General features: G+C 62.4%; 21 protein-coding genes and 1 pseudogene. 17 read left to right on the forward strand and 5 right to left on the reverse strand.

Translation table 11 applies throughout. The annotated features are described in order from the left end of the window. The 5 genes from galU to ACE04I_RS21535 all read left to right on the forward strand — a co-directional run. Positions 1 to 898, forward strand: an 898-nt coding sequence (gene galU, locus ACE04I_RS21515) for a UTP--glucose-1-phosphate uridylyltransferase GalU (RefSeq protein WP_487207591.1), incomplete at its 5' end; no start/stop codon positions are given. A 75-nt stretch (positions 899 to 973) separates the two neighbouring features. Continuing rightward, a complete protein-coding gene (locus tag ACE04I_RS21520; protein ID WP_487207592.1) occupies positions 974 to 3,310 on the forward strand; it encodes a polysaccharide biosynthesis tyrosine autokinase in 2,337 nt (778 codons plus the stop codon). A 191-nt stretch (positions 3,311 to 3,501) separates the two neighbouring features. Continuing rightward, positions 3,502 to 3,894, forward strand: coding sequence for a DUF1236 domain-containing protein (locus tag ACE04I_RS21525; RefSeq protein ID WP_487207593.1), 393 nt, complete (start codon positions 3,502 to 3,504; stop codon positions 3,892 to 3,894). Positions 3,895 to 4,063: 169 nt separating this feature from the next. Further along, positions 4,064 to 4,228, forward strand: coding sequence for a hypothetical protein (locus ACE04I_RS21530; protein WP_156176947.1), 165 nt, complete (start codon positions 4,064 to 4,066; stop codon positions 4,226 to 4,228). A gap of 94 nt (positions 4,229 to 4,322) precedes the next feature. Continuing rightward, entirely contained in the window at positions 4,323 to 4,742 is a 420-nt protein-coding gene (locus tag ACE04I_RS21535) for a DUF4112 domain-containing protein (protein ID WP_046794958.1), read from the forward strand. Here ACE04I_RS21535 and ACE04I_RS21540 read toward each other — a convergent pair. Further along, on the reverse strand, positions 4,690 to 5,955 hold the full coding sequence (locus ACE04I_RS21540) for an ROK family transcriptional regulator (protein ID WP_046794957.1): 1,266 nt from the start codon (positions 5,953 to 5,955) through the stop codon (positions 4,690 to 4,692). The genes ACE04I_RS21535 and ACE04I_RS21540 overlap by 53 nt on opposite strands. A 213-nt stretch (positions 5,956 to 6,168) precedes the next feature. Here ACE04I_RS21540 and ACE04I_RS21545 point away from each other — a divergent pair, with 213 nt between their 5' ends. From ACE04I_RS21545 to ACE04I_RS21560, 4 genes are all read left to right on the forward strand, one after another. Then, on the forward strand, positions 6,169 to 7,194 hold the full coding sequence (locus tag ACE04I_RS21545) for a sugar ABC transporter substrate-binding protein (protein ID WP_046794956.1): 1,026 nt from the start codon (positions 6,169 to 6,171) through the stop codon (positions 7,192 to 7,194). Positions 7,195 to 7,351: 157 nt separating this feature from the next. Then, on the forward strand, positions 7,352 to 8,431 hold the full coding sequence (locus tag ACE04I_RS21550; RefSeq protein ID WP_046794955.1) for an ABC transporter permease: 1,080 nt from the start codon (positions 7,352 to 7,354) through the stop codon (positions 8,429 to 8,431). Next, positions 8,431 to 9,225: an ATP-binding cassette domain-containing protein gene (locus tag ACE04I_RS21555; protein ID WP_046794954.1), complete on the forward strand. Its 795-nt coding sequence runs from the start codon at positions 8,431 to 8,433 to the stop codon at positions 9,223 to 9,225. Before ACE04I_RS21550 ends, ACE04I_RS21555 begins: the two co-directional genes overlap by 1 nt. Continuing rightward, a complete protein-coding gene (locus tag ACE04I_RS21560) occupies positions 9,222 to 9,851 on the forward strand; it encodes a nucleoside triphosphate hydrolase (RefSeq protein ID WP_487207594.1) in 630 nt (209 codons plus the stop codon). The genes ACE04I_RS21555 and ACE04I_RS21560 overlap by 4 nt, the downstream gene beginning before the upstream one ends. Before the next feature lie 9 nt (positions 9,852 to 9,860). On the opposite strand, the gene ACE04I_RS21565 is transcribed toward ACE04I_RS21560, so the two are convergent. Next, positions 9,861 to 10,082, reverse strand: coding sequence for a hypothetical protein (locus ACE04I_RS21565; protein ID WP_046794952.1), 222 nt, complete (start codon positions 10,080 to 10,082; stop codon positions 9,861 to 9,863). A gap of 122 nt (positions 10,083 to 10,204) precedes the next feature. On the opposite strand from ACE04I_RS21565, the gene ACE04I_RS21570 reads away from it, so the two are divergent. Together ACE04I_RS21570 and ACE04I_RS21575 are read left to right on the forward strand one after the other, a co-directional pair. Then, positions 10,205 to 10,537, forward strand: coding sequence for a hypothetical protein (locus ACE04I_RS21570; RefSeq protein ID WP_046794951.1), 333 nt, complete (start codon positions 10,205 to 10,207; stop codon positions 10,535 to 10,537). A gap of 71 nt (positions 10,538 to 10,608) precedes the next feature. Beyond that, positions 10,609 to 10,941, forward strand: a complete 333-nt coding sequence (locus ACE04I_RS21575) for a four-helix bundle copper-binding protein (RefSeq protein ID WP_046794950.1) — start codon at positions 10,609 to 10,611, stop codon at positions 10,939 to 10,941. 18 nt (positions 10,942 to 10,959) lie between these two features. On the opposite strand, the gene ACE04I_RS21580 is transcribed toward ACE04I_RS21575, so the two are convergent. The 3 genes from ACE04I_RS21580 to ACE04I_RS21590 form a co-directional block, all read right to left on the reverse strand. Next, positions 10,960 to 12,936 (reverse strand): protein-L-isoaspartate(D-aspartate) O-methyltransferase, encoded by a 1,977-nt coding sequence (locus ACE04I_RS21580; RefSeq protein WP_487207595.1) that lies wholly within the window; start codon positions 12,934 to 12,936, stop codon positions 10,960 to 10,962. Between the two features lie 92 nt (positions 12,937 to 13,028). Beyond that, positions 13,029 to 14,060: a Gfo/Idh/MocA family protein gene (locus ACE04I_RS21585; RefSeq protein WP_046794948.1), complete on the reverse strand. Its 1,032-nt coding sequence runs from the start codon at positions 14,058 to 14,060 to the stop codon at positions 13,029 to 13,031. Next, entirely contained in the window at positions 14,057 to 15,043 is a 987-nt protein-coding gene (locus ACE04I_RS21590) for an MDR/zinc-dependent alcohol dehydrogenase-like family protein (RefSeq protein ID WP_046794947.1), read from the reverse strand. The genes ACE04I_RS21585 and ACE04I_RS21590 overlap by 4 nt, the downstream gene beginning before the upstream one ends. 218 nt (positions 15,044 to 15,261) lie before the next feature. Between ACE04I_RS21590 and ACE04I_RS21595 the strand changes: the two genes are divergently transcribed. The 6 genes and pseudogenes from ACE04I_RS21595 (at position 15,262) to ACE04I_RS21620 (ending at position 21,895) form a co-directional block, all read left to right on the forward strand. Beyond that, positions 15,262 to 16,371, forward strand: coding sequence for an NAD-dependent epimerase/dehydratase family protein (locus ACE04I_RS21595; RefSeq protein ID WP_082118368.1), 1,110 nt, complete (start codon positions 15,262 to 15,264; stop codon positions 16,369 to 16,371). 23 nt (positions 16,372 to 16,394) lie between these two features. Next, positions 16,395 to 17,459 (forward strand): annotated as a pseudogene (locus tag ACE04I_RS21600) (SDR family NAD(P)-dependent oxidoreductase); the annotation flags it as partial. A 38-nt stretch (positions 17,460 to 17,497) separates the two neighbouring features. Then, entirely contained in the window at positions 17,498 to 18,571 is a 1,074-nt protein-coding gene (locus ACE04I_RS21605) for a glycosyltransferase family 4 protein (protein ID WP_046795111.1), read from the forward strand. Between the two features lie 2 nt (positions 18,572 to 18,573). Further along, positions 18,574 to 19,704 carry a CgeB family protein gene (locus tag ACE04I_RS21610; protein ID WP_046794944.1) on the forward strand — a complete coding sequence of 377 codons (1,131 nt, stop codon included), beginning with the start codon at positions 18,574 to 18,576 and terminating at the stop codon, positions 19,702 to 19,704. Then, entirely contained in the window at positions 19,701 to 20,789 is a 1,089-nt protein-coding gene (locus ACE04I_RS21615) for a CgeB family protein (RefSeq protein WP_046794943.1), read from the forward strand. The genes ACE04I_RS21610 and ACE04I_RS21615 overlap by 4 nt, the downstream gene beginning before the upstream one ends. Then, positions 20,786 to 21,895 carry a CgeB family protein gene (locus tag ACE04I_RS21620; protein ID WP_046794942.1) on the forward strand — a complete coding sequence of 370 codons (1,110 nt, stop codon included), beginning with the start codon at positions 20,786 to 20,788 and terminating at the stop codon, positions 21,893 to 21,895. Before ACE04I_RS21615 ends, ACE04I_RS21620 begins: the two co-directional genes overlap by 4 nt. Positions 21,896 to 21,903 lie beyond the last annotated feature (8 nt).

Below are 21,903 nucleotides of genomic sequence, written 5' to 3' on the forward strand. Positions count from 1 at the left end.
GAACAGACCAGTTCGGAAAGCCGTCATTCCGGTCGCCGGAAACGGAACCCGATTCCTGCCGGCCACCAAGGCGATGCCCAAGGAGATGCTGACGATCGTCGATCGTCCGGTCGTGCAATATGCGGTCGATGAGGCGATGCAAGCCGGTATCGAGCACATCATCTTCGTGACGAGCCGCAACAAAACCGCAATCGAAGACTACTTCGACAGCGCGCCCGAACTGATCGCGACGCTTACCCGTTCGGGCAAGACTACCCAGGTCACACAGCTCGAAAAGATGCTGCCGGTGGCAGGAACCGTCAGCTATACGCGCCAGCAAGTGCCGCTCGGGCTTGGACATGCGGTATGGTGCGCGCGGGAGCTGGTTGGCAACGAACCTTTCGCGCTTCTGCTTCCCGATATGGTCTCCTATGGGCGCCAGGGCTGCATGGCAGGTCTCATGGAACTCTACGAGGAAGTCGGCGGCAATGTCATCGCGGTGGAAGAATGCGCGCCGGAGGAAACCTCCAGCTACGGCATCGTCGCCACGGGTACATCGGTACAGCACGGTTTCGAGGTAACGGGCATGGTTGAAAAGCCGGATCCCTCCGTAGCGCCATCGAATTACTACATCAACGGACGCTACATCCTGCAGCCGGAGATTTTCGAACTGCTTGCCGGACAGGAGCGCGGCGCAGGCAACGAGATCCAGCTGACCGACAGCATGCAGCGTCTTGCAAAGACGCAATCGTTCCACGCCCATCCCTATCAGGGCCGTACGTTCGATTGCGGCAGCAAGCGCGGCTTCATCGAGGCGAATGTCGCGTTTTCCATGCTGCGCGCCGATATGAGGGATCAGCTTTCCGTATCCCTTCCGGAGATTTTGGCTTCGCACGAAACGCGGGTTCAGGCCGCCTGACGGCATTCCGCAATCGAAGGGGATGACAGGGATAACCTGTCATCCCAAAACAGAGTCCCATAGGGTAAAATGGCCATGGACCAGGTGAATTTCCGATCGAGAGCGGTGTTTCCGAGCGAACCTCGGGAAAACGATACCTTCATTGATCTCGACAAGCTCTGGGCTGCGGCAGTGCGCCGTGCCGGCGTAATCGCGGCATGCGTCGGAGCTGCGGTGGTTCTGGCCGGTCTCTATCTCTTCATGGCGCAGCCGATGTACTCGGCCATGACCCAGATCCTGGTGGACGACGATCTTTCCCGCTATGCGGAGGAAGAGCAGAACGCTCAGACCAGCCAGCAGATCGACAATCGCATGTCGAGTGCGGTGGAAATCTTGAAATCCAAGGCGCTTGCCCTCAGGGTCGTGGATGACGCGGGCCTCGCGGAGAACGAATTGCTGGTCAACCCGCCGCAATCTCCGGCCGCTCTCGTCAAGGGCAGCATCAAGAGCATCGTCTCCCTGCTGACACCCGGCAAGCCGCCGGTTTCTGAGGAGGCGGCAAGGGCCGGACGCCGGGAGATGGTGGCCGCCGTCCTGCAGCAGTCGCTGACCGTGGAACGGGTGGGCCGCAGCTCGGTGATCGCGGTCTCGATCCGCTCTCCCGATCCGCAGCTTTCCGCTATGATGGCGCGCACCTATGCCAGCTCCTATCTGGAAGAGCAGCTCAACGCCAATTTCGACGCGACGGAGCGGGCCTCCGTCTGGTTGCAGGAAAGGCTCAACGATCTCAACACGCGCTCGCAGGAAGCGGCGATGGCGGTTGAAAAATACAAGATCGAAAAAGGGCTGATATCGCCGCGCGGCGAACTCCTGTCCTCGCAGCAATTGTCCGATCTCAACAGCCAGCTCATCGTCGCGCAGGCCGATGCGGCGACGGCCTCGGCGCGCTATAACCAGTACAGGGCGATCATCGACCAGGGGCCGGAGTCGGCTGTCAACAATGCGGTCGTCTCCTCGCGAGATGCCGACAATTCGGTCCTCCAGGACCTGCGCAAGCGTTACACCGCCATTACCGAACGTGAGCAGGGCATCATCCAGCAATTCGGAGCAGACCACCCTCAGGCCGTCGCGCTGAAGGGGGAAAAGAACGACGTCTCCAACCAGATTTATCGCGAGCTCCAGAACCTCACGGGCAGTTTCCGCAACGAATACGAAGTGGCGAGCTCGCGTGAGAGATCGCTGAGGGAAAGCATCGATCGCGTGGCCGGCCACAATTCCGAAGCCAATGTCGAAATGGTGCAGCTGCGGGAGCTGGAGCAGAAGGCGGCGGCGCTTAAAACGCTCTACGAATCTTATCTCGGGCGCTTCGAGGAGGCGTCGCAGCGGCAGTCCTTTCCGATCGCCAAGGCTCGCGTGATCTCCGACGCAGGCGTGCCGACCGCGCCCTCCAGTCCGCGCAAGACAATGACCATGGCGCTTTCCCTGGTGCTTGGCCTGATGGCGGGCGGCGCGCTTGCGACGCTTCTGGAGTTTCGCGAGCGGTTCTTCCGCACGGGTCAGGACGTTCAGGACAAGCTCGGCGTCCGGTTCCTTGGCTATCTGCCGCTGATCGGCGCCCAACAGACGGCCGAAACACCCGGAACATCCGCCAAGGAAGAGACCGACGAGGCGCGGCTGCCCGAAGGGGACCCGATCTCGCTTCGGAAGATGATGCGTATTTCCGTCGATGCGCCTCGATCGAGTTTCGCCGAGACACTGCGCAACACCAAACTCGCTTCCGATATCGTGCTGCAGGGCAGAACCTGCCGGGTGATCGGCGTCGTCTCCTCGCTGCCGGGCGAAGGAAAATCCACCGTCGCAGCGAATTTCGCCGGTCTGGTCGCCGCTTCAGGGCTGCGAACGCTGGTGATCGACGGTGACCTTCGCAATCCCGGCCTCAGCCGCATGCTGGCGACGGAGCCTCAGGTGGGTCTTGTCGAGGTCATCCTGGGGGAGACGCCCTGGACGAGTGCTGCGCGCGTCGACCGCCGCACGCGGCTGACGATCATGCCGATGACCTCGCGCAGCAAGAAGCTTGCCCATACAAGCGAACTCCTCGCTTCGCAGGGCATGAGCAAGTTCCTGGAGACGGTGAGCGAAAAGTTCGATGTCATCGTCGTCGACCTCGCGCCGCTCGTTCCGGTGATCGACGCCAAGGCGTTCGCCCATCACGTGGACGGGTTCGTCTTCGTGACGGAATGGGGTGTCACACCGGCCAAGACCGTTCAGAATGTCCTCAACAGCGAGCCGCAGATCGCCTCGAAACTGATCGGCGTGATCCTCAACAAGACGGATATGGAAGACCTGCATCGCTACGCCGATCCAGGCGCGCCGGAGCGGTTCCGCGAGCGATACCTGTCATACTATGGGGAAGAGGCGAGCCTGAAAGGATAGGCCGGATCCAAATCCGTGCCGACCGAACGAGGCCGCGCCGCGAGGCGCGGCCTTTTCGCTGCGGCTCGCCTGCCGGCCGAAGGTAAGGCGCTTCTATCGGTCAAAAGTCCGATGCCTCAAGGCAAAGGTCCGAAACAGGAACGGCCTTGAACAGCAGGCGTTTTCCGATCAAGCATGAAAGGAGAATTGCCATGAAAAAGCTGCTTATCATGTCGGCTGCGATCCTTAGCCTTGCCTCGGTGGCACAGGCGCAGGAAAGCACGGTCAACGGTGCGGTGGGCGGTGCCGTGACGGGAGCCATCATCGGCGGGCCGGTTGGCGCTGCGGTTGGCGGCGCCGTGGGCGCGGTCGCCGGTACGGCCATCGATCCGCCACCGGACAGGGTCGTGACCTATGTGCGCGAACAGCCGTTGCCGCCGCAGGCCGTGATCGTCGAACAGCCCGTAGTCGTGGGCAGGCCCATTCCGGAGCAGGTGGTGCTGATGCCTGTCCCCGAGGAACCTGCCTATGCCTATGCTGTCGTCAACGAACAGCGGGTGATCGTCGATCCTGGCAGCCGCACGGTCGTCCAGGTCCTGGACTGATGCGAATGGAAGGGCCGCGCAAGCCATCGTCCCCGTCGCCCCACGCGGTCCTTCCAAGAGCGGCGTGAAGTTTCCCTTTCACCGCGAACCTCACGCCGCTCCCTTGTCGATGGTTAATGGCGCACTAATTGAGCCATCCCAAACTCCCTAAAAATCAAGGGGTATTCCTATGCCGGACGAAAAATCGAAAGAACCTGTAACCACCGAGGAAATGGAAGCCGAGCCGGCGCACGACGCTGCCGCCGAAGCAGCCCTGGCGGAGATAACCCGCCGCCTCGCCGAGCTTGCCGAAGAGGCGAAGAGCCTGGCGGACCAGCCTCCGAAGGAAGCCTAGAACCCAAGCCGCTCTTTGGCCACTCTTCTGGAAATACCCGCTTGCCATCGCCATCTGCTCATTCGAGCAGGTAACGGCCTGAGGAGGCCACGTGATGACCAGCACTGCCCATGCAGCCGGGTTCGGCGGGCGAACACAGGATTTCGAAGGTATCGAGCGGCTGCGCCGGTTACGACGAGTTTCAGCGCTCGCGCGGCTCATGGATACGGCGATCCGCGTGCCCGGCACGAACATCCGCTTCGGCGCCGATTCCGTTCTCGGACTTTTGCCGGTCGTCGGTGACGCCAGCGGTGCGCTCATCGGTCTGCTGATCATCAACGAGGCGCGCCGGTTCGGTCTTCCGAAGGAGAAGATGGCGCAGATGTTCGGCAATCTCGCCGCCGATGCGGTCGCCGGCAGCGTGCCGGTCATCGGCGACCTGTTCGATATCTACTTCAAATCACATCGGCGAAACGTGAAGATCATCCTCGATCACTTTGGACTGGATGAGGCCGATCTGAGGCGATCTCCTTGAACAGCACGCTCTGATCGGTGAGATAGCGGGCAAAGATCGGCAGGCTGGCACCGCCGACCGCGCGGGCCTGGGGGCCGACCGCGCCCTCGACGATTTCGGGCATGACGACGCCCTGGAGATCAAGCTTTCTCGCCTCCTCGATTGTCGCCCGTACGATCCGTTCGCGCACCCAGTCCGGAAAACCGCCGTCGATCACCGCGGCGCTGAAATCGATGATGGAAGCCGCGGCCACGATCGCTTGCGCCAGCGCCTTCGCGGTTTCCTGAATCCAGTTTTCCAAGGGCTCGCCGAAATCGATCCACTCGTCGGCCGAGTACCACAGCGGCTCGGGATCGATGCCCTTTTCCTGCAGCATTCTTTCCAGCACGAAAATGGAGGCGATCTCCAGGAGCTGCCGCGTCTCGCCGTTCTTTCCGCGTACGGGAAGCGGTCCAACCGCGCCAGCGGTTCCGGTGCGGCCGGAAAATATCGCCGAATTCAGCACGATGCCGCCGCCGATGAAGGAGCCGATGAAGAAATAGACGAAATCCGGGTAGGAGGGGCCGATGCCGAAGACGAGTTCGGCTCCACAAGCGCTGGTGGCGTCGTTCTGCAGATAGACGGGATAGGAAATTCTGGCGGATGCCTCCGCCTGGAGGTCGAAATTCCGCCAGACCTCCATTGCCCCTTCGGGCGCGCCCACTTCCTTCGCCCAGTTCCAGAGTTCGAAGGGGGCTGCGATACCGATGCCGGCAATGCGGCCGCGCTGCTTTTCATCGAGCTTGGCCTCGAGCGACGAGATACCCTTCGTGATGAAGGCCATGATGCGGTCCGGCAGAGGAAAGGCGAAGGTCTCGTGAAGCTGGAGGCGGATACGCCCGACGAAATCCATCAATACGAGGTCTGCGCTGCGGCGGCCGATCTTGACCCCGAAGGAAAAGACAGCATCCGGATTGAGCTGCATGGGGATGGATGGCTGGCCCACCTTGCCGCGCACGGGCGCGCCGCGCAGCAGCAAGCCTTCCTTTTCGAGCGAACGCATGATGACGGATGCGGTCTGGGCGGAAAGCCCGCTGCGCCTGGCGATTTCCGCCTTGGACAGCGATCCGTGGAGGCGGATAAGCGAAAGAACGAGCCGCTCGTTATAGGCGCGCACGCGCACCTGATTGGCTCCGCCGGCCGGTGTCAGCGTCGGCGAAAACACGGATGTGTGAAGCGTATCCTCCATGGACATTGGCATAACCTCCCGATGCCACGCCTGTCCAACCTTTACGTCCTTCCAATTAATAATTCAATCGGATTTATTTATTGACAAGAATTTCAAATCCCCCTTAATTAGCGGGTGCAAGGGCGCGGCGGCTTGGAGGAAGCCTTGAGCGATTCTGCGGCTTGGACCGCGCCTGATAGTTCTTGAACCGCTTTGTCGGCAATTCTGGGAGGAGAAATCATGAAGAAGACCGTTCTATCCGCCGCCTTCGGTGCGCTTGCGCTGGGTGTCGCCTTTTCAGGGCCTGCATCGGCCCAGGGCGTATCCGCCTGCCTCATCACCAAAACCGATACCAATCCGTTCTTCGTGAAGATGAAGGAAGGCGCGACCGCCAAGGCAAAGGAGCTCGGCGTGACGCTGAAATCCTACGCGGGCAAGATCGACGGCGACAGCGAAAGCCAGGTCGCGGCGATCGAGACCTGCATTGCCGATGGGGCAAAGGGCATCCTCATCACGGCTTCCGACACCAAGGGTATCGTGCCGAACATCAAGAAGGCGCGCGATGCGGGCCTCCTGGTGATTGCGCTCGACACCCCGCTCGAGCCGATCGACGCAGCCGACATGACGTTCGCCACCGACAACCTGCTCGCCGGCAAGCTGATCGGCCAGTGGGCGAAGGAAACGCTGGGCGATGCTGCGAGCGAGGCGAAGGTTGCCTTCCTCGATCTGACGCCGTCGCAGCCCTCGGTCGACGTCCTGCGCGACCAGGGCTTCATGATGGGCTTTGGCATCGACACGAAGGATGCCAACCGCATCGGCGACGAGGACGATCCGCGGATCGTCGGCCACGACATCACCAACGGGAACGAAGAGGGTGGCCGTACGGCGATGGAAAACCTTCTCCAGAAGGACCCGACCATCAACGTCGTCCACACCATCAACGAGCCGGCCGCCGCCGGCGCCTATGAGGCGCTGAAGGCAGTTGGCCGCGAAAAGGACGTCCTCATCGTTTCAGTCGACGGCGGCTGCCCGGGCGTCAAGAACGTCGCGGAAGGCGTGATCGGAGCAACCTCGCAGCAGTATCCCCTGCAGATGGCCGCACTCGGCATCGAGGCGATCAAGAAGTTCGCCGATACCGGCGAGAAGCCGAAGCCGACCGAAGGCAAGGATTTCTTCGATACCGGCGTGACGCTGGTGACCGACAAGCCCGTTTCCGGCGTGCAGTCGATCGACACCAAGGAAGGCTTGGCCAAGTGCTGGGGCTGATGCCCGGCTGACACTCGCGCGGGGTGCTTCGGCATCCCCGCGACCTTTCACCGATTTTTGACAGTGCGCTGAAGAAGGCGCAGCATAAGCCCGTCCCGCCAAGGGTCTTGTCCTGGTTGGATTTACCGTGGGAGCGGGCTTGAGGCGGAGGAAACTCATGAGCGACCCAACGGCGGCCGCGCCGCATCACGATTACGAAAAGGTCCTGAAGGACAGTTCCACCGAGATCGCGTCATTCGACGCCAACGAACGCTCGGCGGTTCAGAAGTTCCGGCATTTCCTGCATACGAGCCCTTCGGCCGTGTCGCTCATCGTGCTCATCATCTCGCTTCTGATCTTCGGATCGCTGCTCGGCACCAAGTTCTTTTCGGCCTTTTCGTTGACGCTGATCCTTCAGCAGGTGGCGATTACCGGCATCGTGGGAGCCGCGCAGACGCTCGTCATCATGACGGCCGGCATCGACCTTTCGGTAGGGGCCATGATGGTTCTGTCATCGGTGGTGATGGGTCAGTTCGTGTTCCGTTACGGCCTGCCGCCGGAAATCGCCATTCTCTGCGGTTTCGGCGTCGGCGCGCTCTGCGGCTATATCAACGGGGTTCTGGTGGCGCGCATGAAGCTGCCGCCCTTCATCGTGACGCTCGGCATGTGGCAGATCGTGCTCGCGACCAACTTCCTCTATTCTGCCAATGAAACGATCCGGTCGCAGGATATAGAGACGACGGCACCGATCCTGCAGTTCTTCGGCAGCACGTTTCGGATCGGCGGAGCGGTGTTTACCTATGGCGTGATCGCCATGGTGCTGCTGGTCGCATTCCTCTGGTACGTGCTGAACCACACGCCGTGGGGCCGGCATCTCTATGCCGTCGGCGACGATCCGGATGCGGCCGAGCTTTCCGGCGTCAACGTCAAGCGCATGCTTATCTCGGTCTACACAATGTCCGGCCTCATCTGCGCGCTCGCCGGCTGGGCCCTTATCGGCCGCATCGGTTCGGTTTCTCCGACGGCCGGACAGTTCGCCAATATCGAATCCATCACGGCAGTGGTGATCGGCGGCATTTCCCTCTTCGGCGGACGAGGCTCCGTTCTGGGAATGATGTTCGGCGCGCTCATCGTCGGCGTCTTCTCGCTGGGCCTGCGCCTTCTCGGCACGGATGTGCAGTGGACCTATCTCCTCATCGGCGTCCTCATCATCGTCGCCGTGGCAGTGGACCAGTGGATCAGAAAGGCGTCCGTCTGATGGCTCAGGAACAGAACAGGCAACCCATCCTCTCCGCTCGCGGGTTGGTGAAGCGTTACGGCCGCGTCACAGCCCTCGACCATGCCGATTTCGATCTCTATCCCGGAGAAATCCTGGCCGTGATCGGCGACAACGGCGCGGGGAAGTCCTCGCTCATCAAGGCGATTTCCGGCGCTATCCGTCCCGACGAGGGCGAGATCCAGATGGAGGGCAAGGAGGTGCATTTCTCCTCGCCCATGGAAGCTCGTGAAGCCGGCATCGAAACGGTCTACCAGAATCTCGCCCTTTCACCGGCGCTTTCGATCGCCGACAACATGTTCCTGGGGCGGGAGATCCGCAAACCGGGCATCATGGGCAAGGTTTTCCGCAAGCTCGACCACGGCGCGATGGAAAAATTCGCACGCGCCAAGCTCTCGGAACTCGGGCTGATGACCATCCAGAATATCAATCAGGCGGTCGAGACGCTTTCCGGCGGTCAGCGCCAGGGGGTTGCCGTCGCGCGCGCGGCCGCCTTCGGGTCCAAGGTCATCATCCTTGACGAGCCGACAGCGGCGCTCGGCGTAAAGGAAAGCCGGAGGGTGCTGGAGCTGATCTCGGACGTGCGGCAGCGGGGCATCCCGATCGTGCTCATCTCTCACAACATGCCGCATGTCTTCGAGGTGGCGGACCGCATCCACATTCACCGCCTCGGCAAGCGGCTCACCGTCATCAATCCCAAGGACTACACGATGTCCGACGCGGTGGCCCTGATGACGGGCGCGAAGGCGGTGACCCCGGAAACCGTGCCGGCATGAACCGACGCCTGGACGATATTGCGGACGATCTCATCGGCCGGGCGGGCGACGCGCGCCGTTTCCTGATCGCCGTCGCCGGGCCTCCGGGGGCGGGAAAGTCGACCTTCGCGGATAAGCTCGTCCAGGCCCTTCGCGGCAAGGGCGAGCAAGCCGAGGTTCTGCCGATGGACGGCTTTCACATGGATGATGCCGTCCTTAAGGAAAAGGGCCTGCTATCACGCAAGGGTGCGCCGGAGACCTTCGACATTCGCGGTTTGACCGATATCCTCACGGCGGTGCGACAGGCTGAAGAAGAGGTTCTGGTGCCGGTCTTCGACCGCAGCCGCGAGCTTGCGGTCGCCGCGGCCCGCATCATTTCTCCGAAGCATCGTTTCATCGTCGTCGAGGGCAATTATCTGCTGCTCAAGGAAGAACGCTGGGCGGGGCTTGCGGGGCTTTTCGACTATTCGATCATGCTCACGCCGCCGCACGATGTGCTGGAGCAAAGGCTGGTCGACCGCTGGCGTCATTTTGGCCTGTCGGAGGATGCCGTCGAAACCAAGGTTGCGGGCAATGATCTCCCCAATGGTCACTTGATCCTTGCGGGATCGCGGACCGCCGATCTGACACTTGCAGGAGTCGAGTGACGCATCCGATTACTCGGAGCCCTTTTGCGAAGCCTCGATCCGCTCCTGCACTTCCTTCTTGAGCTTTTCGCGAGGGTTCTCCGTCAATTTCTCCTTCATTCGTTCGATCTGCCGGTCATCGGCTTCGATCGGGCTGCCTGAATCGTCCGGAATACCGGGACCGCTCTGGGCGATCGATGCGGATTTCGGGCGGTCGTTAAGGCCGGTCGTGATCTTGCTGTTGCCTGGCATGGTGGCACCTCCTTCGGTCTCTCATCGTCAAGACCGGAACCGGCGCCTCACGCGATGGTTCCCGCGCGTCCGACGGAACAGTCCTCCTCTGCAACGGTTGGAATCGCTGAAGGAGGCAAATAATGTTCAGGCAGAGAGAATGGGTTCGGATTGCCGCTGCGGTCTCGCTGATCGCGGTGAGCTTCTTTGCGCCGCAATCCGGCTTTGCCGAGGAAAGAAGACCGGCAAACGGAGATTGCGCCGTGCCGGACGATAGCCAGCCTCGAGATCGCTCCGAATCCAACGGGCAAAATCTTTCCCGGAAGCTCGACCGCTGCAATGGTGAGCTGAAGGCGCCTGATGTCGGCGACAGCGACCTTGTGGAACCCGCTCCTCCGGTCGGCAATACACCCGTCATAAGGCCGAATGATTTGCCGCCCCATCGCAATCCCTCCAACAATCCAGGCGGGGGATAAGCCCTTCGTGGAACTTACGACGTTCAGCCCGGTTCGGCCGTTTTACCCCGCCGAAGACCAAGGAGGCCGCCATGGCTCATATCGATCCGGGCATGAGGGAATGCATCGACGAGTGTTTGAGCTGCTACAGCATCTGCCTGTCCACGGCGATGAAGCATTGCCTGGAAATGGGCGGCAAACATACCGAGCCACCGCATTTCCGCCTGATGATGGCATGCGCCGAAATTTGCCGGACCTCGGCCCATTTCATGCTGATCGGCACGCCACATCACAAGCACACATGCCGCGAATGTGCCGAGATCTGCGCCGAATGCGCAGATGACTGCGAGCGGGTAGGCGACATGCAGGAATGCGTCGATGCCTGCCGCAGATGTGCGGAAAGCTGCCGGCGCATGACGGCGTAACGCACGTGCATCACCCTCTCACAGGCCGAATGGATAGGTCTCCGGTTGCCCTTCGCGGGGATGCTCCGGTCCCAGCGGGATGACCGGAGTGGTCCTATCGAACCAGACGAAAGCGTCGAACTGCCTGGCGAGCGAGGCATACATATAGTGGCTCAATCGTTCCGTTTCGGGCCGGTAGATGACTCCGATAAAGCGTTCCAGCAGCGGTTCCTCGAGACGCTTCCTGAGCGCTTCATCCCTTTCGAAATCCAGCAGAAACCGTTCCTCACCCGCCTGATGGAACAGTTCCTCGAAACTGTCGCGCATCGCGGGACGGATGGTCTTGACCTCCATGTCGCCGTCCCAGTCGCTCGCGGCGGCAACCTCACCCTCATGCGTGCCGAAGCCGATCAAGGCGGCCTGATTGCCGAAGCGCTCGCGGCAGAGCTGACCGATATTCACCTCCTCGCGCGCGCTGCCCATGTCGGTGTGGCGGGCGTCGCCGATATGGGAATTATGCGCCCAGACGACGGCCTTTGCCTCCGGGCTGCGCGCGAAAAGCACATGTTCCAGCGTCTCGAACATATGCGTATCCCGCAGGTTCCAGGACTCCGCCCCGCCGTAATACATTATGCGATAATAGCGTTCCGCGGAAGCGATCAGCCTGGCGTTCTGAGTGGCGTCCAGCAGGTCGTCCCCATCTTCGGAGGCGCTGTCGAGCTGGCGCCCGAGCATTTCCCGGCATTGGGCGATCACCGCCTCCTCGCATCTGCCGTAACCTTCGGTCAGCGCCGCGCGCCCATAGGTGGAAGGCTCGTTCTGCCAGGGGGTCAGGCAGCCGTAACGCTGCCGAGCGATCTTCGCCGCTTCCGCATCGGTCCGGTCGAGATAGGCAAGAACGGCTGAGATCGATGCGCTCATATTGTAGATGTCGAGGCCGTAAAAGCCGGCCCGGTGCTCGGGATCGGCAATCGAGAGGTTATGTGCGCGCATCCAGCCGATGAAATCCGCCATTTCACGATTGCGCCACATCCAGGTGGGGAAGCGCTGGAAAGGCAGTTCCTTCGCCCGCCCGCCGGCACGATCCCTGACATGGCGGTCGATCGCGCTCGCATCCGGCCAGTCGGCCTCGACGGCGACGATGGTGAAGCCATGCTTCTCAATGAGGCGGCGGGTGATCGCCGCGCGGGCACGGTAGAATTCAGAGGTGCCGTGGCTCGCCTCGCCAAGGAGCACGACACGCCGGTTGCCGTAGCGATCGAACAGCCGGCCGAAAGCGGGATCATCGAAATCCGGCAGCACTTCGGCCACCTCGGCGATCCGTTGCGGCAGGGTGGGAGCGCGCGCCGGCCTCAACCGTCCGAAGCGGTCATCTCTCCAGCCCTGTTCGCCGATGAGCGGCACGAAGCGCACGCCGCCGAAATCCTCCTCTTCGAAGGTCGTCGCGCTCATGCGGGTGATCCGGACGAGCCGCTGTTCTCCAGCCGAGCCGATCGGGATGATCAGGCGTCCGCCGATCTCGAGTTGTTCCTTGAGGGCCTGTGGGGCCGTCGGCCCGCCCGCTGCAACCAGGATCGCATCGAAGGGGGCGGCTTCAGGCCAACCTTTGGTGCCGTCGCCTACCTGTACGGCGATATTCTCGAAACCGAGCCGCTTGAAGCGCTGCCGGGCCTGAGCGCCGAGACTGGCATATCGCTCGATCGTATAGACCTGCTCGGCGATCCGGCTTATGACCGCCGCCGCATAGCCGGAACCCGTTCCGACCTCAAGCACAGTATCGCCAGGGACGATATGCGCCTTCTCGATCATCAGCGCCACGATATAGGGCTGGGAAATGGTTTGGCCTTCGCCGATCGTCAGCGGCGAATCCTCGTAGGCGAATTCCTCGAAGCCGGGTTCGACGAAGGCTTCCCGCGGAACCTCGCGCATGGCGGTGAGCACATGCGTATCCTTCAAGCCTCGTCCGGCCAAGTGAACGTCGACCATTCGGTTTCGGGCATAGGAGAGGTCCAGCATGATGTCAGCCTCGGCTTGGAGAAGAAGCGGCTTTCCGTTCTGCTAACATTTTGCAGAGAGATAGGTTTCAGTGCCCAGCCAGATCCCTCTGCCTACCGGGCAGACCGGTAGATGTCGTCAAGCACGCTGGCGACTTCCACCAGCTTTTCGCAGGACCTGTCATAGGTCTCGCCCGCGGCGAGGCGAATGGCCCATTCGGCGGCGGCCCGGCCACCCCAGGCATCCGGCGGCTCAGTCAATATCTCCGTGGAGGTGCCCCGAAACCGCTCAGCCTTGAAATCATAGAACGAGCCATTGACGTTCCGCATCGCGGCGCCGCCATTCGTTCCGAAGAAGCTCGCGCCGATAACAGCCTCGCGGCCTGCCTGCAATCTCCAGGAACAGGCGATCCGCACGATCGCGCCGCTTTCGAGCACGAGTGTAGAGACGGCGAAGTCCTCAACCTGCTCGCTGCCTGCCGGCAGGGGAGTACCGCCGTTCATCAAGTGGCTTTGGACCTGGGCCACCTTTGGAAAATCCAACGACCAGAGCGCCAGGTCCACCAAATGGACGCCGAGATCCATCACGCAGCCGCCGCCGGACAGCGCCTTGTCATAGAACCAGGGCTTGTCCGGGCCATAGGCGTTGTGGAAGGTAAGGTCGGTCGCGAAGATTTCGCCGAGTTCCCCTGACCGGATCAGATCGCGGATTTTGCGCATGGCTTCCGTCTGGCGATAGGAGAGATCGACAGCGAGCAGCCGGTCGGCGGCGCGGGCCGCTTCCACGACCAATCGAACTTCTTCCGCGGTGCGGCCGAGCGGTTTCTGGCAAAAAACAGAGATGCCCTTTCGCAATGCGCGGATCGACTGTTCCGCGTGCCGAGCGCTCGGGGTCGCGATCACAATGCCGTCGAGGTCATAGCCGAGCAATTCGTCGAGACCGGCCGCGAGCTCGGCTGCCGGGGCGAGTTCTCGCGCCTCCGCCACCATTTCGGGGGAAGGATCGGCGATCACCACGGCCTCTGCTGCGCCGGTCTCGAGGATTGCCTTCATCCGATGACGGCCGATCCAGCCGACACCGAGGAAGCCCAACCTCACCGACCTGGAAGGAGAGCGCAGATTTCGTTCCGGGGCCATTTCGTTCATGGATAGATCACCAATGCCTTGAGGAAACCTTCGGGGCGATCGCGCGTGGCGTTGAGAGCCTCGTCCAGTTCTTCCAGCCGATAGCGATGTGTATAGAGAGGCAGCGGATCGAGCCGGCCTTCCGTCACGGCATCGACGGCTTCCCGGATGCCTTGCATATAGACTTGCGCATCCCGCTCATGGGCGTTGACGACGTCCAGCCCCCGCCAGTTCCAGAGCTGCATGTTCACCTGTCGCGGCCCGTCCTGATGATAGCCGGCGATGATGAGCCTGCCTCGTTCGCGGGTGAGTTCGGCGGCGAGGTCGAGCGGCCATTGTTTGCCGGTCGCCTCGATCACTCGGTCGCAGAAATTTCCGCCGGTGAGCTGCCTCACTTTCTCGATGATCTCCCAGTGATCCTTCATCTCGATCACGTCCGCAGCGCCCATCGCCTTCGCCAGATCGAGTGAGAAGCGACGCCGCGAAATGGCGATCACGCGTGTTCCTGCCCTTGATGAAAGCTGCGTCAGCAGGGTGCCCAGAAAGCCGATGCCGATGATCGCCACCGTCTGTCCGGCGGAGATTTCGGCGCGGCGCAAGATGTTCATGGCGCAGCCGAGCGGTTCTCCGGGAAACGGTTTGCCTGCGAGCTGCTCGGGCAGTTTGACGACCGCATCGGCCGGCGCGGTGTCGTATCCGGCATAGGCGTGATAGCTCAATGCGGCGACACGATCTCCCACATCGAGCCCTTCAACGCCTTCACCAATCGCGTCGATCGCCCCCCAACCCTCGTGGCCGAGGCCTCCGGGCTCCGTCGGAAAGCGCATCCATTCGGGCCCGGCCCATGGAGCAAGGTTGGATGCACAGACACCGCACCCATCGAGTTTCACGCGCACCTCGCCGGAACCCGGCTCCGGGACCGGTACGTGCCGCACCTCCAGCCGGCCGGGGCCGGTAACCACGGCGGCCGGCATCGTCCGTACCTTCGTCATGACGCTGTTCATCCTCGCCCCTTCCGGTTTTGCGGAGCCGCAATCTCGCGAAGGATTAATGGCGGAAGCCAGGTTCGGTTCCTGGCAAAGAAGACATTGAAGTTGATGTCAAAGATGAACCTGCGGCTAGCCCCTTCGCCTGAAAGGGAAAACGGCCGGAACATTTCTGCTGAAGCTTTGTTCCGCCCTCGTATGCATCATCATCAACCCTCGAACGACAGGTGGGCTCCGTGCTTCAAAAAGTGCTCATTACCGGAGGATGCGGCTTCATTGGCCGCTATGTCACAGAGGAAATGCGCAGTGGCGGCTATTCGATCCGCATCCTCGACGCGATGATCGATCAGGTCCACGGCGAAGGCTCTGCCAGTGTGCCGGAAGGTGTCGAATTCCTGCGGGGCGATGTCTGTGACAAAGGGGCCGTCACCGAGGCCTTGCAGGATGTCGACTCCGTCATCCATCTCGCCGCCGAAGTGGGCGTGGGGCAATCCATGTACGAGATCGCCCGTTACGTCGGCTGCAATGATCTCGGGACGGCTGTCCTGCTCGAATCCATGATCGGCACGCCGGTGAAACGTGTCGTCGTCGCCTCGTCGATGAGCGTCTATGGCGAGGGCCTCTACAAGACCGCCGATGGCCAGAGGCTGGGGCAGGTCCGGCGCAGGGCGTCGCGGGTCAAGGCGGGCGAGTGGGAGCCGCTCGGTCCCAATGGCGAGGCGCTCACGCCTGTGCCGACCGACGAGGAAAAGCCGGTCGATCTCGCCTCCATCTATGCGCTTACGAAATATGCGCAAGAGAAGCAGGTGCTGATCTACGGCGAAGCCTATGGCGTCGAGGCGATCGCCCTCAGATTGTTCAACGTCTTCGGGGCGGGTCAGGCACTCTCCAACCCCTATACGGGGGTGCTCGCGAATTTCGCCTCGCGGCTCGCGAACGGCCAATCGCCGATGATCTTCGAGGACGGCAGGCAGAGGCGCGATTTCGTGCATGTGAAGGATGTCGCCCGTGCTTTCCGCCTGGCGATCGAAAAGCCGAATGCGGCCGGCCACGTCATCAATATTGCCAGCGGCCAATCCTATACGGTCGCCGATGTCGCCCTGCTGCTGGCGGAGGCGATGGGTGTGCCGGGGATCACGCCCGACATCATGCACAAGGCGCGCTCCGGCGATATCCGCAATTGCTTCGCCGATATCTCCAAGGCACGCGAACTCCTGGGTTTCGAGCCGCGATACCGGCTGGAAAATTCGCTCGGTGAGTTCGCCGAATGGGTGCGCGGCGCGGTGGCTGTCGATCGCGGCGCGGAAATGAAACGGCAACTGGAAGAGCGGGGACTTGTGTCATGAGCGCATCCGGTTCCGCATCCCGCAAGGCGGCTCCGATCGTCGTGACGGGCGGCAGCGGCTTCATCGGAACCAATCTCGCGGAAAGCTTTCTCGCCGAAGGCGAGGAAGTCGTGATCCTCGACAATCTCAGCCGGCCGGGCGTCGAACAGAACCTCGCCTGGCTCAGGAAGCGGCATGGCGACCGGGTGCATCCGGTGCTGGCAGACGTGCGGGATCCCGGCGCGATCGAAACGGCCTTTGTCGACGCGAAGGCGGTCTTCCATTTCGCAGCCCAGACGGCGGTGACGACCAGTCTTGCCGATCCAATCGCGGATTTCGAGGCGAATGCCCGCGGCACCATCAATGTGCTGGAGGCGGTGCGCCGGGCGGGCAGAAAGGCGCCGGTGATCTTCGCAAGCACCAACAAGGTTTACGGTGCGCTTGAGGATGTCAGGATGCTGGAGCTCGACGACCGCTATATTCCCGCCAGCGAGGACGTGCGTGAGCACGGTATCGGGGAAGCTCGGCCGCTCGACTTCTGCACGCCCTATGGATGCTCCAAGGGTGTCGCCGACCAGTACGTGCTCGATTATGCCAAGTCCTTCGGTATTCCGACCGCCGTGCTCCGGATGAGCTGCATCTACGGACCGCGTCAGTTCGGGACCGAGGACCAGGGATGGGTGGCGCATTTCCTCATTCGCGCGCTCGCCGGCGAGCCGGTCTCCATCTACGGCAACGGAAAGCAGGTGCGCGACGTCCTGCACGTGGACGATGCGGTCGCGGCCTATCGCGCCGTGCTTGCGGCGATCGACCGGGTGAGCGGGCAGGTGTTCAATCTCGGCGGCGGCACTGGAAACGCAGTCAGCATCCTCTCCGTGCTGCACGAGATCGAAAAACTCACCGGCCGGCCGCTCGAAACCTCCTTCAGCGAATGGCGCGCGGGTGACCAGTATTTCTTCGTGGCCGATACGCGGAAGCTGGAAAACCGCCTCGGATGGCAGGCGCGGGTGCGCTGGCGGGCCGGCCTTCGGCATCTGGCCGAATGGTTGGTCGAGCATCGCTTCGGAGGCGCGCCGATCCTCGACGAACGAAGGAGGGTTACGGCATGAACGGAGCAAAGAACAAGGCCGGTGTCCGCCGCGTACTGATGAGCCTCGATGCCGTCGGCGGGGTATGGCGTTATGCGATGGATCTGGCCGCGGCGCTGAAGGCAAGGGATACGGAGGTCGTCTTTGCCGGCTTCGGTCCACCGCCATCCGACGACCAAAGGAAGGAAGCCGAAGCGATCGGCAAGCTCGTCTGGCTTGAGGCGCCGCTCGATTGGATGGTGCGCGGCGAGGCTGCCGTCGAGGCTGTGCCGCAGCTGATAGCCGACCTCGTGGCGAGGGAGAATGTCGATCTCGTCCATCTCAATCTTCCCTCCCAGGCGGCAGGGCTCCGCGTGCCCGTGCCCGTGGTGGTGTTTTCCCATTCCTGCGTCGTGACCTGGTTCGCCGCGGTACGCGGTACGTCCGTGCCGGACGACTGGCGCTGGCAATATAGCCTCAATCGGGAAGGCTTCGACCGGGCGGACGCGGTGCTGGCGCCGAGCCACAGCCATGCTCTGATGCTGGAAGAGGCCTATGGCCCGATCTCCAACCTGCACGTGGTTCATAATGCAAGCAGCCTGGAAAACCTGCCGGGTCCGAAAAAGGATTTCGTCCTTGCCGTCGGGCGCTGGTGGGACGAGGGCAAGAACGGCGCGATCCTCGACCGGGCCGCCCGCGCAATCCGCTGGCCGGTGATCATGGCCGGCGCAAATAGCGGCCCCAACGGGCAATATCTGGAGCTTGGCAACGTTTATCATCGGGGCGAACTCTCCCACCGCCGGGCCATGGTGTTGATGCGGCAGGCGGCGATCTTCGTTTCGCCGTCGATCTACGAGCCGTTTGGCCTCGCACCCCTGGAAGCGGCGCGTGCCGGTGCCGCCCTCGTGCTTTCCGATATCCCGGTCTACCGGGAGCTGTGGGATGGCTGCGCCGTCTTTGCTGATCCGCGTGCTTCACAGGCGTTTGCCGATGCCGTCAACGGATTGGCGGAGAATACCGATCATCGGGCCGCGATCGCGGTGAAGGCCTATGAGCGATCGAATGCCTTCACCGTCGAGGCGCAGGCGGCTGTCGTGAAGAGCATCTACGAGCACCTTTTTCGGCGCAACCACACCCTGACGGCCGCGGAGTGACCATGAAGTTCGTCTTCTACACCCATTCGCTCGTTTCGGACTGGAACCATGGCAACGCGCATTTCCTTCGCGGCGTAATGCGTGATCTCGTTCGACGCGGGCACCGGGCACTGGCGCTCGAACCGGAAGGGGCCTGGAGCCGGGAGAACCTCCTGCGCGAACAGGGGCCGGCCGCGCTGCGGACATTCGGCGAGACCTTTCCCGAACTCAAGTCACGGATCTATGAGAATGGCTTCGACCACGAGGCCACGATCGAAGATGCCGATGTCGTCGTGGTGCATGAATGGACCGAACCGGCGCTGGTGGCGAGACTTGGCCGCGCCCGCAGGAATGGCGGCCGCTTCACGCTGCTCTTTCATGATACCCATCATCGTGCGGTTTCGGCCGAGAAGGATATCGCCGGCCTCGACCTCAGCGATTATGACGGCGTTCTTGCTTTCGGCGAAACCCTGCGCCAGCGTTATCTGCGGACCGGCTGGGGCAGGGCGGTGTTCACCTGGCACGAGGCGGCGGACGACGTGTTGTTCAGGCCGATGCCGGACGTGGAAAAGGCCGGCGATCTCATCTGGATCGGCAATTGGGGCGATGACGAGCGGTCCGCCGAGATCGCCGAGTTTCTTGTGCGACCGGCCAGGAGGCTCGGGCTCAGGACCATGGTTCGCGGCGTGCGATATCCCAAGCCGGCGCTTGCCGCACTCAAGGATGCCGGCATCTCCTATGGCGGCTGGATCGCCAATGCGGAGGTTCCACTCGCCTTCGCCTGGCACCGGGCGACGATGCATATTCCCCGGCGTCCCTATGTGCGGAACCTGCCGGGCATTCCGACCATCCGCGTCTTCGAAGCGCTCGCCTGCGGCATTCCGCTGGTCTCTGCCCCTTGGGACGATGCCGAGCATCTCTTCCGTCCCGGCATGGATTATCTCGTCGCCCGCAACGGGAAGGAGATGGAAAGGCTGCTGAACGAGGTCCTTTCCGACCCCGGTCTCGCAAGGGACCTTGCCGCCTCAGGGCTCGAGACCGTTCGGGCGCGGCATACCTGCCGCCATCGCGTCGATGAGCTGTTCGCGATCCTCGAAGAAATCGGTACGGCTCGCGTCATGCAGAAACTGAAGCCAAGGGAGGCCGCCGAATGAAGATCGCCTTTTACGGATCGAGCCTTATTTCCGCCTATTGGAACGGTGCCGCCACCTATTATCGCGGGCTGCTTCGCGCGCTGGCGGAAAAGGGATACGACATCACCTTCTACGAGCCGGATGTCTACGACCGGCAGAAGAACCGCGATATCGACCCGCCCGATTGGTGCAAGGTCGTGGTTTATGAAGGCACGGTCGAGGCGCTCGGCCGCGTGGCGGCGGAGGCAAGGCGAGCCGATATCGTCGTCAAGGCGAGCGGCGTCGGCTTCGAGGACGATCTTTTGCTTTCGCAGGTGTTATCCGCCGCCCGGTCGGGTGCGTTGAAGATATTCTGGGATGTGGATGCGCCGGCCACACTTGCCGAACTCCGCGCGAATCCCGGTCATCCGCTGCGCCTGGCGCTTGCCGATGTCGATCTCGTGCTCACCTATGGCGGCGGTGAACCGGTGGTGGATGCCTACCGCGCGGTCGGGGCGGCGGATTGCGTGCCCATCTATAACGCCCTCGATCCCGAAACCCATCACCCGGTGCCGGAGAACCGGCGCTTTGCCGCCGATCTCGGCTTTCTCGGAAACCGCCTGCCGGACCGTGAAGCGCGCGTCGAGCATTTCTTCCTCGAACCCGCTTTCCGTCTGCCGGGACAGACGTTCCTGCTCGGCGGCTCCGGCTGGCAGGACAAGCCGATGCCGCCGAATGTCGGATATATCGGCCATGTCTCAACGCGGGATCATAACGCCTTCAACGTCACGCCCAAGGCGGTGCTCAATATCTCGCGCGCGAGCATGGCGGAAAACGGCTTCTCGCCGGCAACCCGTGTCTTCGAGGCCGCTGGAGCAGGCGCCTGCCTCATCACCGATCATTGGGAAGGAATCGATCTCTTCCTGAAGCCGGGCGAGGAGGTGCTGGTCGCCCGCGACGGACAGGATGTTGCCGATCTTCTCGCCGGCCTCAGCCGTGAGCGGGCAAAGACGATCGGGGAGCGGGCGCTCGCCCGCGTGCTTGCCGAGCACACCTATGTCCATCGCGCCGAGAAGGTGGATGCGATCTTCCGCGCTCATGCCGCCAGAGGGGAGGCCGCCGCATGACGAAACCGCTCGACATCGTCTTCCTCGGCCTGACGCTTTCTTCTTCCTGGGGAAACGGCCATGCCACTACATTCAGGGCATTGATCCGCGGCCTCGAGGCGGAGGGGCATTCCGTGCTGTTCCTGGAACGGGACGTGCCCTGGTATGCGAACCAGCGCGACATGTCCGATCCGGACTTCTGCCAACTTGCCTACTATTCCGACATCGATGAGGTGGTTCAGCTCTATTCCGACCGCATCCGGTCTGCCGATGCGGTCATCATCGGCTCCTATGTGCCGGCCGGTGTCGCGTTGATCGACGAGGTGGTGGCGCTTCGGCCGAGGCGGCTCTGCTTTTACGATATCGACACGCCGGTCACACTCGCCAAGCTCGACCGCGGCGATGAGGAATATCTGGCGCTCAGGCAAGTGCCGCTTTTCGATGCCTATTTCTCTTTTTCGGGCGGCGAGGTGCTGACGCGGCTGGAACGCGAGTACCGCTCGCGTAACGCTGTGGCGCTCTATTGCTCCGTTGATGCCGGCCGGTACAGGAACACGGGCGAGGGCCTATGCTGGGATCTCGGCTATCTCGGCACCTATAGCCCGGACCGCCAGCCGACGCTCGAAAGCCTGTTGATCGAGCCTGCGCACCGGCTGCCGCAGATGCGCTTCGTGGTGGCCGGCCCGAAATATCCCAGAGAGATCGACTGGCCGGAGAATGTCGAGCGGATCGAACATCTGCCGCCTGCAGAACATCCCTCCTTCTACAGCCGACAGCGCTTTACGCTCAACGTCACGCGATCCGACATGATCGCGGCGGGCTGGTCGCCGAGCGTGCGGCTGTTCGAAGCCGCTGCCTGCGGCACGCCGATCATCAGCGATTTCTGGCGCGGGCTCGATGACCTTCTGCCGGATGGCGAGGCGTTGGTCATCGCACGGCAGGCCGAAGACGTGGTCGAGGCCCTGACGCGGATCGACGAAGACCACCGCAAGGCTATCGCGGCGGCGGCTGAGGCGCGCGTGATCGGCGGTCATACCGGCCTTGCCCGCGCCCGCGAGCTCGTAAGCGCGCTTGAGAACATAGAGGCGCGGGCGCCGCTCGCCATCCAGGAACGGATTTCAGCTTGAAGCTCAAG

The organism is Rhizobium moroccans, from assembly GCF_057559155.1.